The organism is Mycobacterium sp., from assembly GCF_019243155.1.
Taxonomy (GTDB): domain Bacteria; phylum Actinomycetota; class Actinomycetes; order Mycobacteriales; family Mycobacteriaceae; genus Mycobacterium.
Window position 1 is genome coordinate 1 of sequence record NZ_JAFAUS010000402.1, and the last position, 13,310, is coordinate 13,310.

The 13,310-nt window shown below is 68.4% G+C and carries 12 protein-coding genes and 2 pseudogenes; 12 read left to right on the forward strand and 2 right to left on the reverse strand.

Features of this window, described 5'->3' with window-relative positions:
* The 12 genes from murD to JOZ00_RS20710 form a co-directional block, all read left to right on the forward strand.
* Positions 1–1,364, forward strand: a 1,364-nt coding sequence (gene murD / locus JOZ00_RS20655; protein ID WP_293347265.1) for a UDP-N-acetylmuramoyl-L-alanine--D-glutamate ligase, incomplete at its 5' end; no start/stop codon positions are given.
* A gap of 6 nt (positions 1,365–1,370) precedes the next feature.
* Positions 1,371–3,005, forward strand: coding sequence for a putative lipid II flippase FtsW (gene ftsW / locus JOZ00_RS20660; protein ID WP_293347268.1), 1,635 nt, complete (start codon positions 1,371–1,373; stop codon positions 3,003–3,005).
* A complete protein-coding gene (gene murG / locus JOZ00_RS20665) occupies positions 3,002–4,198 on the forward strand; it encodes an undecaprenyldiphospho-muramoylpentapeptide beta-N-acetylglucosaminyltransferase (RefSeq protein WP_293347271.1) in 1,197 nt (398 codons plus the stop codon). The genes ftsW and murG overlap by 4 nt, the downstream gene beginning before the upstream one ends.
* Complete coding sequence (murC, locus tag JOZ00_RS20670; protein ID WP_293347274.1) at positions 4,195–5,673, forward strand: UDP-N-acetylmuramate--L-alanine ligase; 1,479 nt, start codon at positions 4,195–4,197, stop codon at positions 5,671–5,673. Before murG ends, murC begins: the two co-directional genes overlap by 4 nt.
* Positions 5,670–6,635, forward strand: a complete 966-nt coding sequence (locus JOZ00_RS20675) for a cell division protein FtsQ/DivIB (RefSeq protein WP_293347277.1) — start codon at positions 5,670–5,672, stop codon at positions 6,633–6,635. The genes murC and JOZ00_RS20675 overlap by 4 nt, the downstream gene beginning before the upstream one ends.
* Positions 6,636–6,845: 210 nt before the next feature.
* Positions 6,846–7,997, forward strand: a complete 1,152-nt coding sequence (gene ftsZ / locus JOZ00_RS20680; protein ID WP_293347280.1) for a cell division protein FtsZ — start codon at positions 6,846–6,848, stop codon at positions 7,995–7,997.
* 101 nt (positions 7,998–8,098) lie between these two features.
* Complete coding sequence (gene pgeF, locus JOZ00_RS20685) at positions 8,099–8,806, forward strand: peptidoglycan editing factor PgeF (protein ID WP_293347283.1); 708 nt, start codon at positions 8,099–8,101, stop codon at positions 8,804–8,806.
* 4 nt (positions 8,807–8,810) lie between these two features.
* Positions 8,811–9,596 (forward strand): YggS family pyridoxal phosphate-dependent enzyme, encoded by a 786-nt coding sequence (locus tag JOZ00_RS20690; protein WP_293347286.1) that lies wholly within the window; start codon positions 8,811–8,813, stop codon positions 9,594–9,596.
* 67 nt (positions 9,597–9,663) lie between these two features.
* Positions 9,664–10,323: a cell division protein SepF gene (locus JOZ00_RS20695; RefSeq protein WP_293347289.1), complete on the forward strand. Its 660-nt coding sequence runs from the start codon at positions 9,664–9,666 to the stop codon at positions 10,321–10,323.
* A gap of 178 nt (positions 10,324–10,501) precedes the next feature.
* Complete coding sequence (locus tag JOZ00_RS20700; RefSeq protein ID WP_293347292.1) at positions 10,502–10,795, forward strand: YggT family protein; 294 nt, start codon at positions 10,502–10,504, stop codon at positions 10,793–10,795.
* Between the two features lie 239 nt (positions 10,796–11,034).
* A complete protein-coding gene (locus JOZ00_RS20705; protein ID WP_293347295.1) occupies positions 11,035–11,847 on the forward strand; it encodes a DivIVA domain-containing protein in 813 nt (270 codons plus the stop codon).
* 96 nt (positions 11,848–11,943) lie between these two features.
* Positions 11,944–12,294, forward strand: coding sequence for a hypothetical protein (locus JOZ00_RS20710; RefSeq protein WP_293347297.1), 351 nt, complete (start codon positions 11,944–11,946; stop codon positions 12,292–12,294).
* Between the two features lie 18 nt (positions 12,295–12,312).
* On the opposite strand, the pseudogene JOZ00_RS20715 reads toward JOZ00_RS20710, so the two are convergent.
* A pseudogene (locus JOZ00_RS20715) lies at positions 12,313–12,996 on the reverse strand (phosphoribosyltransferase); the annotation flags it as partial.
* Between the two features lie 9 nt (positions 12,997–13,005).
* A pseudogene (locus JOZ00_RS20720) lies at positions 13,006–13,310 on the reverse strand (amidohydrolase family protein); the annotation flags it as partial.

Here is a 13,310-nt window from a genome sequence, read left to right on the forward strand (position 1 = left end):
TCGGCGCGGCGCCCACCCTGTGCGACGACGACCCGGCCACGTTGCGGGCCTTCGCCGACGCCGGTGTGGCGACCGCGAACACGGAGACCGCAATCGACCGCATCGGCGACTACGCGCTGGTGGCCACGAGCCCCGGCTTCGCGCCGACGACGCCGCTGCTGGTCGCCGCCGCCGAGGCGGGCGTGCCGATCTGGGGCGACGTGGAACTGGCCTGGCGCCTCGACGCCGGGGGCCACTATGGGCCGCCGCGCCGCTGGCTGGTGGTGACCGGGACGAACGGCAAGACCACCACGACCTCGATGCTGCACGCCATGCTGGTCGCCGCGGGGCGCAACAGCGTGCTGTGCGGCAACATCGGCAGTCCCGTGCTCGACGTGCTGGACCAACCCTCCGAGCTGCTGGCCGTCGAGCTGTCGAGCTTCCAGCTGCACTGGGCGCCCTCGTTGCGGCCCGAGGCCGGCGTGGTGCTCAACATCGCCGAGGACCATCTGGACTGGCATTCAACGATGGCCGAGTACGCCGCGGCGAAGGCCCGGGTGCTCAACGGCCGGGTGGCGGTGGTCGGACTCGACGACGCCCGCGCCACGGCGTTGCTCGACACCGCGCAGGCGCCGGTGCGGGTCGGCTTCCGGCTGGGCGAACCGGCCGCCGGCGAGGTCGGGGTGCGCGACGGCCAATTGGTCGACCGCGCCTTTGCCGAGGATCTGGCGTTGCTGCCGGTCGACTCGATCCCGGTGCCGGGCCCCGTGGGCATCCTCGATGCCCTGGCCGCCGCGGCGCTGGCGCGTTCGGTGGACGTGCCCGCCGACGCGATCGCGAACGCGATCGCGTCATTTCGAGTGGGCCGGCACCGCGCCGAGGTCGTCGCCGTTGCCGACGGGATCACCTACGTCGACGACTCCAAGGCCACGAATCCGCACGCCGCAGAGGCGTCCGTGCTGGCCTACCCACGCGTCGTCTGGGTCGCGGGCGGTTTGCTGAAGGGCGCGTCGCTGGACGCCGAGGTCGCCAGGATCGCTTCCCGGCTGGTCGGGGCGGTGCTGATCGGCCGAGATCGGCGAGAGGTTGCAGAGGCGTTATCGCGACACGCGCCGGATGTCCCTGTCGTCCAGGTTGTGACAGGCGAGGATGCTGGTATGGATGCGACTGCTGAGGTTTTTGGTACAGATGTGACAGAAGTGAAACATTTGGACGGGGATCTGAGCGCATCCGTCATGCGCGCGGTGGTGGCCGCGGCTCGCGGCCTGGCCAAGCCGGGCGACACCGTGCTGCTGGCGCCGGCCGGCGCGTCGTTCGACCAGTTCAACGGCTACGCCCACCGCGGCGACGTCTTTGCGGCCGCCGTGCGCGCCGCCGTCCAGTAGGCCGGCGTGGGTATCTCGCTGAACCGGGTGTTACGCCGGGGCAAGGGAACCGAGGCGACAGCCGAGGGCGAGCCGGAGGCGGCTGCAGAAGCGGACACCGCGGCTGAGACGGAAGCCGAAGCCGACACCGGCACGTCGGAGGCTCACAAAGAGTCCAAACCCAAGCCCGCGCCGAAAGACCCGGAACGTGGACCGCGCGCCCGCTTCGGCGCCTGGCTGGGCCGGCCCATGACCTCGTTTCACCTGATCATCGCCGTGGCGGGGCTGCTGACGATCCTCGGACTGATCATGGTGCTGTCGGCGTCGGGGGTGCGGTCCTACGACGCGGACGGATCGGCATGGGTGATCTTCGGCAAGCAGGTCTTGTGGACGGTCATCGGCTTGTTCGCCTGCTATGTCTCCTTGCGGATGTCGGTGCGGTTCATTCGCCGTGTTGCCTTCACCGGGTACGTGGTGACCGTCATCCTGCTGGTCCTGGTGCTCGTTCCCGGGATCGGCAACCTGGCCAACGGCTCCCGGAAATGGTTTGTGGTGGCTGGCTTTTCGATGCAGCCCTCCGAGCTGGCGAAGATCGCGTTCGCCATCTGGGGTGCGCACCTGCTGGCGGGCCGGCGGATGGAGCGGGCATCGCTGCGCGAAATGCTGATCCCGCTGGTGCCGGCGGCGGTCATCGCGCTGGCACTGATCGTGGCCCAGCCCGACCTCGGGCAGACGGTGTCGCTGGGCATCATCCTGCTGGCGCTGCTGTGGTACGCCGGGCTGCCGTTGCGAGTCTTCGGCACGTCGCTGTTGGCGGTCTTCATGGCGGGCGCAGTGCTGGCCATGTCCGCCGGTTACCGCTCCGACCGGGTGAAGTCTTGGCTGGATCCGGAGAACGACCCGATGGACACCGGCTACCAGGCTCGCCAGGCCAAGTTCGCGCTGGCCCACGGCGGCATCTTCGGTGACGGCCTGGGCCAGGGCGTGGCCAAGTGGAACTACCTGCCCAACGCCCACAACGACTTCATCTTCGCGATCATCGGCGAGGAGCTGGGCTTCGTCGGCGCGTTCGCACTGCTGGTCCTGTTCGGGCTGTTCGCCTACACCGGGATGCGGATCGCGCGCCGGTCGGCCGACCCGTTCCTGCGGCTGCTGACCGCCACCACCACGATGTGGGTGCTGGGTCAGGCGTTCATCAACATCGGCTACGTGATCGGGATCCTGCCAGTCACGGGTATTCAGCTCCCACTCATATCTGCCGGCGGAACCTCCACGGCGGCAACGCTTTTCATGATCGGAATCATGGCGAATGCGGCCCGCCACGAACCAGAGGCGGTGGCGGCCTTGAGGGCCGGCCGCGACGACAAGGTGAACCGCTTGCTGCGGCTGCCGCTTCCCGAGCCCTATGTGCCGACCCGCCTGGAGGCGTTCCGCGACCGCAGGCGCCCGGGCCAAGGCGCGGCGCGAAAGGCCGCCGCGCCACCGTCGAGAAAGGGTTCCCGCAACGGTGACGCAGCGCTGCGGCGGGCTTCAACCCGGACAGGTGCCCGCCCGGCGCGTCGTTCGGGGCATCATGGATCTGGCCAGCGCTACACCACTGCGGCAGCCGGCCGGCGTCAACCACGACGCGCTAGAGCATTGGAAGGTCAGCGTTACGGGTGAACAACACGGTCAGGGAACCGGCCGGCGGGCGGGGGGTAAGCCCCTCGCCCGCCGGTGCCGCGTTGTCGTCTTTTAAGCCGATATCGGTCGTCATCGCGGGCGGCGGCACCGCCGGGCACGTCGAACCGGCGATGGCCGTCGCCGACGCCCTGTCCGCGCTGGATCCGGCGGTCCGGATCACCGCGCTGGGCACATCGCGCGGGCTTGACACCCGGCTGATTCCCGAACGCGGCTACCACCTGGAGCTGATCACGCCGGTCCCCATGCCACGCAAGCCCAACGGTGACCTGGCCCGGCTGCCTTCGCGGGTGTGGCGCGCCGTCCGCGAAACCCGGGCGGTGCTGAACGACGTCGACGCCGACGTCGTCATCGGCTTCGGCGGCTACGTCGCGCTGCCTGCCTACCTCGCCGCGCGTGGCTTCCCCGGGCCTTTTCGTTCGCGAAACCGCGTGCCGGTGGTGATCCACGAGGCCAACGCCAGCGCGGGGCTGGCCAACCGCGTCGGGGCCCGAAGCGCCGAGAAGATCCTGTCCGCCGTGGCCGACTGCGGTCTGCCCCGGGCCGAGGTGGTCGGCGTTCCGGTTCGGGCCACCATCACGTCCCTGGATCGGGCATCGTTGCGGGGCGAGGCGCGGGCCCACTTCGGCTTCGCCGACGACGCGCGCGTCCTGCTGGTGTTCGGCGGCTCCCAGGGCGCGGTCTCGCTCAACCGGGCAGTCTCGGCGGCCGCCGCCGACCTGGCCGCCGCCGGCGTGTCCGTGCTGCACGCCCACGGCCCCAAGAACACCCTCGACCTGCGCACCCCGGAGCCGGGCGACCCGCCCTACGTCGCGGTGCCCTACCTGGACCGCATGGACCTGGCCTACGCCGCCGCCGACCTGGCGATCTGCCGGTCGGGGGCCATGACCGTCGCCGAGGTGTCGGCCGTCGGCCTGCCCGCCATCTACGTGCCGCTGCCGATCGGGAACGGCGAGCAGCGGCTCAACGCGCTGCCCGTGGTCAACGGGGGCGGCGGCATGATCGTCGCCGACGCGGACCTGACGCCGGGCCTGGTCGCCCGGGAGGTGTCCGGCCTGCTCAACGACCCGCCGCGGCTGGCCGCCATGACCGCGGCCGCCGCGCGTGAGGGACACCCCGAAGCGGCTCGCCAGGTCGCCGAGGCCGCATTGAACATCGCACGGGGGCGGCGGTGACCGCCGAAGAGTTACCCCCGGAGCTGCAGCGGGTGCACATGGTGGGCATCGGGGGAGCCGGCATGTCGGGCATCGCCCGCATCCTGCTGGACCGTGGCGCGTCGGTATCCGGCTCCGACGCCAAGGAGTCGCGTGGCCTGCACGCGCTGCGGGCCCGCGGCGCGATCATCCGGATCGGGCACGACGCGTCGGTGCTCGACGAGTTCCCCGACGGCCTCACCGCGGTGATCACCACGCATGCCGCCATCCCCAAGACCAACCCCGAGCTCGTCGAAGCGCGGCGGCGGGGCATCCCGGTGATCCTGCGACCGGTCGTGCTGGCCAAGTTGATGGAGGGCCGGACCACGCTGATGGTCACCGGCACCCACGGCAAGACCACGACGACGTCCATGCTGATCGTTGCGCTGCAGCACTGCGGGCGCGACCCGTCGTTCGCGGTCGGCGGTGAGATGGGCGAAGCCGGCACCAACGCCCACCACGGCAGCGGCGACTGCTTCGTCGCCGAGGCCGACGAAAGCGACGGCTCGCTGCTGGAGTACACGCCCAACGTCGCCGTGGTCACCAACATCGAGACCGACCACCTGGACTTCTACGGCAGCGCCGACGCCTACGTCGGGGTGTTCGACGCCTTCGTGGAGCGGCTCGCCCCCGGCGGCGCGCTCGTGGTCTGCATCGACGATCCGGGATCGGCCGCGTTGGCCCGGCGCAGCGCCGAGCTCGGCATTCGGGTGCTGCGCTACGGATCTGCGGGCCCGTCGCCGGAACCGTTGGCCGGCACCCTGGTGTCCTGGGAGCAGCAGGGCACCGAGGCGGTCGCGCACATCCAGCTCGCGGGCGAACAACATCCGCGGGTCATGCGCCTGTCGGTGCCTGGCCGGCACATGGCGCTCAACGCGCTGGCCGCGCTGCTGGCCGCCGCCGAGATCGACGCCCCGGTCGACGCGGTGCTCGACGGGTTGGCCGGCTTCGAGGGTGTGCGCCGACGGTTCGAACTGGTCGGCACCGCGGGAGACGACCACGCCGCGGTGCGTGTGTTCGACGACTACGCTCACCACCCCACAGAGATCAGCGCAACGCTCGCGGCAGTCCGCACGATCCTGGAGCAGAGCGGCGCCGGCCGTTGCATAGCGGTGTTCCAGCCGCATTTGTATTCGCGCACAAAGGATTTCGCGGTCGAGTTCGGTCGCGCGCTGGATGCCGCGGACGAGGTGTTCGTCCTCGACGTCTACGGCGCGCGCGAGCAACCGCTGACCGGTGTCAGCGGCGCCACCGTCGCCGAACACGTCAGCGCCCCGGTCCGCTATCTGCCGCACTTCTCCGCCGCCGCCGAACAGGTGGCCGCGGCCGCTGGCCCCGGCGACGTCATCGTCACGATGGGCGCCGGCGATGTGACCCTGCTCGGGCCCGAGATCGTGACCGCGCTGCGGGTGCGGGCCAACCGCAGCGCACCCGGCCGGCCGGGAGTCCTGCGATGACCGAGCCGAACCCCGAGCCCCCCGGGGTCGCACCGACCGAGGTGGTCGGGGAACCGGCCAGGGGAAGCGACGATCTCGGCAACGCGGTCACCGAACCGCTCTTCCTCGGACCGGGCGAGCCCCAATTGTCGGTCGACGAGGACGAATTCGAGGGGCCGCGCCGTAAGGCCCGCCGCGAACGGGCCGAGCGCCGCGCCGCGCAGGCTCGCGCCACCGCGATCGAGGAAGCCCGCCGGGAGGCCAAACGCCGGGCCGGTGGACGACCCGTCAACGAGCCCAAACCCGTTGCGCGGGGCGTCGTTCGAGGCCTGAAGATGCTGCTGGTGACGGTGCTGCTGGTGGTCGTCGGGGTAGGACTCGCCCTGATCCTGTATTTCACGCCGGCGATGTCGGCGCGCAGCATCGTCGTCGTCGGCACCGGCGAGGTGAGCCGCGAAGAGGTGCTCGACGCGGCGGGGGTGCGGACCGGAACGCCGTTGTTGCAGATCAACACCAACCTGGTCGCCGACCGGGTGGCGGCGATCCGGCGAGTGGCCAGCGCGCGCGTTCAGCGGCAGTACCCGTCGGCGCTGCGCATCACGATCGTCGAGCGAGTTCCCGTGGCGGTGAAGGACTTTCCGGACGGCCCACACCTGTTCGACCGCGACGGCGTCGACTTCGCAACCGGCCCGCCGCCACCGGCGCTGCCGTATCTCGATGTCGCCAATCCCGGGCCCAACGATCCGGCGACGAAGGCCGCGCTGCAGGTGCTGACTGCGCTGCGTCCCGAGGTCGCGGGTCAGGTGGGTCGGGTAGCGGCCCCCTCGGTCGCTTCGATCACCCTCACGTTGGGCGATGGGCGCGTGGTGATCTGGGGGACCACCGACCGCACCGACGAGAAGGCCGAGAAGCTGGCCGCGCTGTTGACCCAGCCGGGGAAGACCTACGACGTGTCCAGTCCCGACCTGCCGACGGTCAAGTAACCGCCGCACCCGCGAGAAAAAATTTGCGCGGCGCCACTCGGCGCGCCTGCGCGGTTCGCGCGCGCCATACCCATACCGTTCTGGTTGCGCGGAACTACTTGACATAACTCTAACTCTATGGTTGAGGTTGAGAGTTTGCCAGGAAGCCGCGAACGTCCGGGAGGAACACCACCGGGGAGAGCATGAGCCCATCAGGGAGGAAGACGAATGATGACCCCCCCGCATAACTACCTGGCCGTCATCAAGGTCGTGGGTATCGGTGGCGGCGGCGTCAACGCCGTGAACCGGATGATCGAACAGGGTCTGAAGGGTGTGGAGTTCATCGCCATCAACACCGACGCGCAGGCGTTGTTGATGAGCGATGCCGACGTCAAACTCGACGTCGGTCGCGACTCCACCCGTGGTCTGGGCGCCGGCGCGGACCCGGAGGTCGGCCGCAAGGCGGCCGAGGACGCCAAGGATGAAATCGAGGAACTGCTGCGCGGGGCGGACATGGTCTTCGTCACCGCCGGCGAAGGGGGCGGCACCGGCACCGGCGGCGCACCCGTTGTCGCCAGCATCGCCCGCAAGCTGGGGGCATTGACCGTCGGCGTGGTCACCAGGCCGTTCTCCTTCGAGGGCAAGCGGCGCGGGAACCAGGCCGAAAGCGGCATCTCGGCGCTGCGCGAGAGCTGCGACACGCTGATCGTGATTCCCAACGACCGGCTGCTGCAGATGGGCGATGCCGCGGTATCGCTGATGGACGCGTTCCGCAGCGCCGACGAGGTGCTGCTCAACGGTGTGCAGGGCATCACCGACCTGATCACCACGCCGGGCCTGATCAACGTCGACTTCGCCGACGTCAAGGGCATCATGTCGGGCGCGGGCACCGCCTTGATGGGCATCGGTTCGGCCCGCGGGGAAGGCCGTTCGCTTAAGGCCGCCGAGATCGCGATCAACTCGCCGCTGCTGGAAGCGTCGATGGAAGGCGCCCACGGCGTGCTGATGTCGATCGCCGGCGGCAGCGACCTGGGCCTCTTCGAAATCAACGAGGCGGCCTCGCTGGTGCAGGACGCCGCACATCAGGACGCCAACATCATCTTCGGCACGGTGATCGACGACTCGCTGGGTGACGAGGTGCGGGTCACGGTCATCGCCGCGGGCTTCGATGCCACCGGCGCCGGTCGCAAGCCGGTCATCGGCGGCAGCACCGAGGAAAAGGGCGGCGCACACCGGATCGAATCGGCGAGGGCCGGCAAGCTCACCTCGACGTTGTTCGAGCCTGTCGACGCCGTCAGCGTGCCGCTTCAGACCAATGGGGCCACCCTGAACATCGGCGGCGACGACGATGACGTCGACGTGCCGCCGTTCATGCGTCGCTGAGGTCTCGATTTGCTTGCCAGTGCGCGACAGACCGGCCAAGAAACATGAGGGGCCGGATGGCGATGCCCACTGGCGGGCAGTGCGCTCCGGATACTGGTCACGTGAACTTTCGCATCCGGCGGGTGACCACCACCCGCGCGGGCGGTCGGTCCAAGCCGCCGTTCGACACCTTCAACCTGGGCGACCACGTCGGCGATGACCCGTCGGCGGTCGCCGCCAACCGCGCCCGGCTGGCGGCGGCCATCGGCCTGGGGCCAGGCCGGGTGGTGTGGATGAACCAGGTCCACGGCGACCGGGTCGAGGTGGTCAACGAGCCGCGCGACACCGTGGTGGACGGCACCGACGCATTGGTGACGAGCACCCCGCGACTGGCGTTGGCCGTGGTGACCGCCGACTGCGTGCCGGTGTTGATGGCCGATGCCCGCGTCGGAGTGGCCGCGGCCGTGCACGCCGGACGCGTCGGCGCCCAGCGGGGAGTGGTGGCCCGGGCGGTGGAGGCCATGGTGGCGCAGGGGGCGCAGCCGGACGACATCTCGGTTCTGCTGGGCCCGGCGGTCAGCGGGCGCAATTACGAAGTGCCCGCGGCGATGGCCGATAACGTCGAGGCGACGTTGCCCGGCAGCCGCACCACGACGGCCGCCGGAACCCCCGGGCTTGACCTGCGAGCCGGAATCGCTTGCCAGCTAAAGCAATTGGGCGTCAAGGCGATCGACATCGATCCGCGCTGCACGGTGGACGACTCGACGCTGTTCAGTCATCGCCGGGACGCGCCGACCGGGCGACTGGCGTCGCTCGTCTGGATCGAGTGAATTGATGGCGGTGCACATGCCGGCCCCAGGAAGCGGAAGTGACCGCGAAACGGAATTGACACTTGGATTGGCGGCTGTGCGTTCACGACTGGCGGTGGCCGCCGAAGCCGCGGGTCGCAATGTCACCGAAATCGAACTTGTGCCGGTTACCAAATTCTTTCCGGCAACCGATGTAGCGATTCTGTCCCGATTGGGTTGTCGGGCCGTCGGCGAATCGCGCGATCAGGAAGCGACGGCGAAAGTGACTGAAGTCACCAAACTTCTGTCGGCGTCGCGGCGGGCGGACGTCACAATGCCGCGCTGGCACATGGTCGGTCACATTCAGCGGAACAAAGCGCGCTCGGTGGCCCGCTGGGCGCACACCGCGCACTCGGTCGACGGCTCGCAGTTGGTGACCGCGCTCGATCGCGGGGTATCGGCGGCCCTGTCCGACGGGCGTCGCGCCGACCCGCTGCGCGTCTACGTTCAGGTCAGTCTCGATGGCGACGAGTCCCGCGGCGGTGTCGACGTGTCGCGGCCCGGGGCGGTCGACGAGGTCTGCGCGCAGGTCGAGGACGCAAAGAACCTCGAGCTGGCCGGGTTGATGGGAATCCCGCCGCAGGCGTGGGATGCCGACGAGGCCTTCGACCGGCTGCGATCGGAGCACCAGCGGGTGCTCGAAACGCATCAAAACGCGGTGGGGCTTTCCGCGGGCATGTCCGATGACTTCGAAATTGCCGTCAAACACGGTTCGACATGTGTGCGTGTCGGTACCGCGCTATTGGGTCCGCGACGGCTACCGTCACCGTAAGTAGTCACAGTAGTAACAAGTTCATCACTAACACCAGTAATCCCAGGGGTTAGAAGGGGTCAGCACAATGAGCACACTGCACAAAGTCAAGGCCTATTTCGGCATGGCCCCGATGGACGACTATGACGACGAGTATTACGACGATCGGGCGCCTTCCCGCGGTTTCCCGCGGCCCCGTTTTGAGGACGGTTACGGCCCTTACGAAGGTCGGTTTGAAGGTCGCGAATACGACGACCCGCGTGGCGGCGAGCCGGCCGACTACCCGCCGTCCGGCGGCTTCCGCGGTGGCTACGCGGAGGAGCCCCGCTATGGCGCCGTCCACCCCCGCGATTTCGACCGGGGCGACAGGGGCGGCCCGCGCTTCGGGTCGTGGTTGCGCAACTCCACCCGCGGTGCGCTCGCGATGGACCCGCGCCGGATGGCCATGATGTTCGAAGAGGGCCACCCGCTTTCGAAGATCACGACGCTGCGCCCCAAGGACTACAGCGAGGCCCGCACCATCGGTGAGCGGTTCCGCGACGGCACACCCGTCATCATGGACCTGGTGTCGATGGACAACGCCGACGCGAAACGCCTCGTCGACTTCGCCGCCGGCTTGGCTTTCGCGCTGCGCGGCTCGTTCGACAAGGTGGCGACCAAAGTGTTCTTGCTCTCGCCCGCCGACGTCGATGTGTCACCCGAAGAGCGCCGACGGATCGCCGAAACCGGTTTCTACGCATACCAATAGCCGCATCCGCCCCGCTTGAGGGCGGCGTTCGGCGGCGGCCCGTCCATGGCTGTTTTCCTGCGCTGAAACCGTTGGTGACCACGTGTGATGTGTCGTCGCTGCGCGGAGTCGGTACGCTGGCAGGCGCCGTGCCAGCCGCGGCACTTGACATCTCATCGGTAAGGTCGGGGCTCTTCAGTTGGTGCTGTTCTTTCAGATCCTTGGGTTTGCGCTATTCATCTTCTGGCTGCTGCTCATCGCTCGTGTCGTCGTCGAGTTCATCCGGTCGTTCAGCCGTGACTGGCATCCGACCGGAATCACGGTGGTGATCCTCGAGATCATCCTGTCGATCACCGATCCGCCGGTGAAGTTGCTGCGCCGGCTCATTCCGCAGCTCACCATCGGCGCGGTCCGCTTCGACCTCTCCATCATGGTGCTGCTGCTCGTCGCGTTCATCGGCATGCAACTGGCGTTCGGCGCGGCGCAAACGTAAGCCGCCCAAGAACCGCGGAGACGATTCGGCCACGCTTTAGCTTCGGTTTGATGCCCGCGATTTAAAAACTCTAAGGTTTCGGTTTTTATTGGCCTTACTGTTTGAAATTGGTCCTTATTTATTGGGCTAATCGGCAACGGTCGCGTCTGGTGTGACAGGATGGACGGCAGTTGCGCTACGGCTACCACTGCGTTCTACACTTTCCAGAACGTTCGACAGGAACTTGAGGGGACGAAACAATGCCGCTTACACCAGCCGACGTCCACAATGTGGCGTTCAGTAAGCCACCGATCGGCAAGCGGGGCTACAACGAAGATGAGGTCGATGCCTTCCTCGATCTCGTTGAAGCCGAGCTGACGCGGCTCATCGAAGAGAACAGCGATCTGCGTCAACGCATCGAGGAGCTGGACCAGGAGCTGGCTTCCGGTGGCGGTACTTCCGGTGCCGCGCCCGCTGCCGCCGCGGCTCCCACTCAGGCGATTCCCGTCCCCGAGCCAGAGCCGGTCAAGCCCGCCCCAGTGGCCGCCGCCGCTGCTCCCGCCGCCGCGGTGAACAACGAAGAGCAGGCCATGAAGGCCGCCCGCGTTCTCACCCTCGCGCAGGACACCGCCGACCGGCTGACCAGCACCGCCAAGTCCGAGTCGGAAAAGATGCTGGCCGATGCCCGGGCCAACGCCGACCAGATCCTCAGCGAGGCTCGGAACACGGCAGAGACCACCGTCGCCGACGCCCGCCAACGCGCCGACGCGATGCTGTCCGACGCCCAGACCCGCTCCGAGACGCAGTTGCGACAGGCGCAGGAGAAGGCCGACGCACTGCAGGCCGACGCCGAACGCAAGCATTCCGAGATCATGGGCACCATCAACCAGCAGCGCACCGTGCTGGAAGGTCGCCTCGAGCAACTCCGCACCTTCGAGCGCGAGTACCGCACCCGGCTCAAGACCTACCTGGAGTCCCAGCTGGAGGAACTCGGTCAGCGTGGGTCGGCGGCCCCGGTCGACTCCAGCGCCGACGCCGGCGGGTTCGACCAATTCAATCGGGGTAACAACTAACCTCGAAGGCGTGCGGGACCTTCGCCAAGCTTCGTGGTTGGCATATTCGGCCTGCACACGACCTGGCACTTCCGCTCGTCGCTTGGAGGATGACTGATGCTCATCATCGCCCTGGTATTAGCCCTGATCGGGCTCGTCGCCCTGGTATTCGCCGTCGTCACCAGCAATGAGCTGGTGGCATGGGTGTGCATCGGCGCCAGCGTCTTGGGCGTTGTGCTGTTGATCATCGACGCATTACGCGAGCGCCAGCGTCGCGACGCAGGCATTGATGACCAAGACGAAGCTGCGGCTCGGGAGCCGGCCGACGGCGAGGACGCTTACGTCGACTACCCGGAGGAAGAAGAGGACCAGCCGGAAACCGGTGGCCACGAGACAGTCCAGGATGCCGACGCGACCAAGGAGTCGAAGGTCTCCGCGGAGGGCCGCGGCGACGAGCCCGCCAAATAGCTGCTCTCGCAAGAGGTCTCAGTCCGTGGGCGTATCGAGCAGCTCGCGAACCTCATCGTCGCTGACCTGGTGGAAGTCTTCGTAGACCTGTCCGACCGCCTCGAAACCGGGCGGCATTGTCACGCACACCACGTCGTCGGCTTCCTGCCCAAGCTCGCGGCAGGTTGAATCCGGCCCCACCGGGACCGCGACGACGATCGATTTCGGGTCTGCGCCCCGCACGGCGCGAACGGCGGCCAGCATGCTGGCTCCGGTGGCGATGCCGTCATCGACCAAGATCGCGACCTTGCCGCGCGGCTCGGCCATCGGGCGACCGCCCCGGTAGGCGTGCTCGCGTCGGGTGAGTTCGGTTGTCTCGCTGTCGATTACCTCGCGCACCTGCTCGTCGGTGACACGCAGGCTGGAGACCACATCGTCGTTCATCACCAGGCCGCCGCCGCTGGCCAGTGCGCCCATGGCGAGTTCCGACCACCCCGGGACTCCGATCTTGCGCACCAGGAACACATCCAGCGGGGCGTGCAGCGCCGTGGCGACCTCCCAGGCCACCGGAACGCCGCCGCGGGCCAGCCCGAACACCAGCACGTCGTCCCTGTCGCGGTAGGACGACAGCTCTTCGGCCACCGCGCGCCCGGCCTCGCGGCGGTCGCGGAAGGTGCGCGTCGCCGATCGCCGGAGAAAGCCGTGTGGCGGGTTCATAATCCGCCCTCCAGCCTACGTGCGGACTCGAGTTGTCGTCGGGCCTCGACGAAAGCGGAACGGCGTGCGGGGAATTGGATCAACAGAGTGTTCGCCGCGGTGAGCTGCAACTCTCACTGCAACAAGGGTGTCCGAGGGGGACGCGTTCAGGTGTTCCCACAGCGGGTTCAGAGCGGCGTCACCGAGGTACTGCCCGCTGGCGTTGCTCATGACGATGATGCCGGCCGCTCCGCTGTCCGTCGTGCGGATGGCTTCGCGCACAGCGGCTTCGACGTCGGGTAGCGGGAGGGTGGCGAAGTAGGAGAAGCGCGCAGGGTGCT

Bases quoted from the DNA above. Each gene is read 5' to 3' on its own strand.
- JOZ00_RS20695 (WP_293347289.1), top strand. From the start codon at position 9,664: ATGAGCACACTGCACAAAGTCAAGGCCTATTTCGGCATGGCCCCGATG.
- JOZ00_RS20690 (WP_293347286.1), top strand. From the start codon at position 8,811: ATGGCGGTGCACATGCCGGCCCCAGGAAGCGGAAGTGACCGCGAAACG.
- JOZ00_RS20705 (WP_293347295.1), top strand. From the start codon at position 11,035: ATGCCGCTTACACCAGCCGACGTCCACAATGTGGCGTTCAGTAAGCCA.
- JOZ00_RS20675 (WP_293347277.1), top strand. From the start codon at position 5,670: ATGACCGAGCCGAACCCCGAGCCCCCCGGGGTCGCACCGACCGAGGTG.
- ftsZ (WP_293347280.1), top strand. From the start codon at position 6,846: ATGACCCCCCCGCATAACTACCTGGCCGTCATCAAGGTCGTGGGTATC.
- JOZ00_RS20710 (WP_293347297.1), top strand. From the start codon at position 11,944: ATGCTCATCATCGCCCTGGTATTAGCCCTGATCGGGCTCGTCGCCCTG.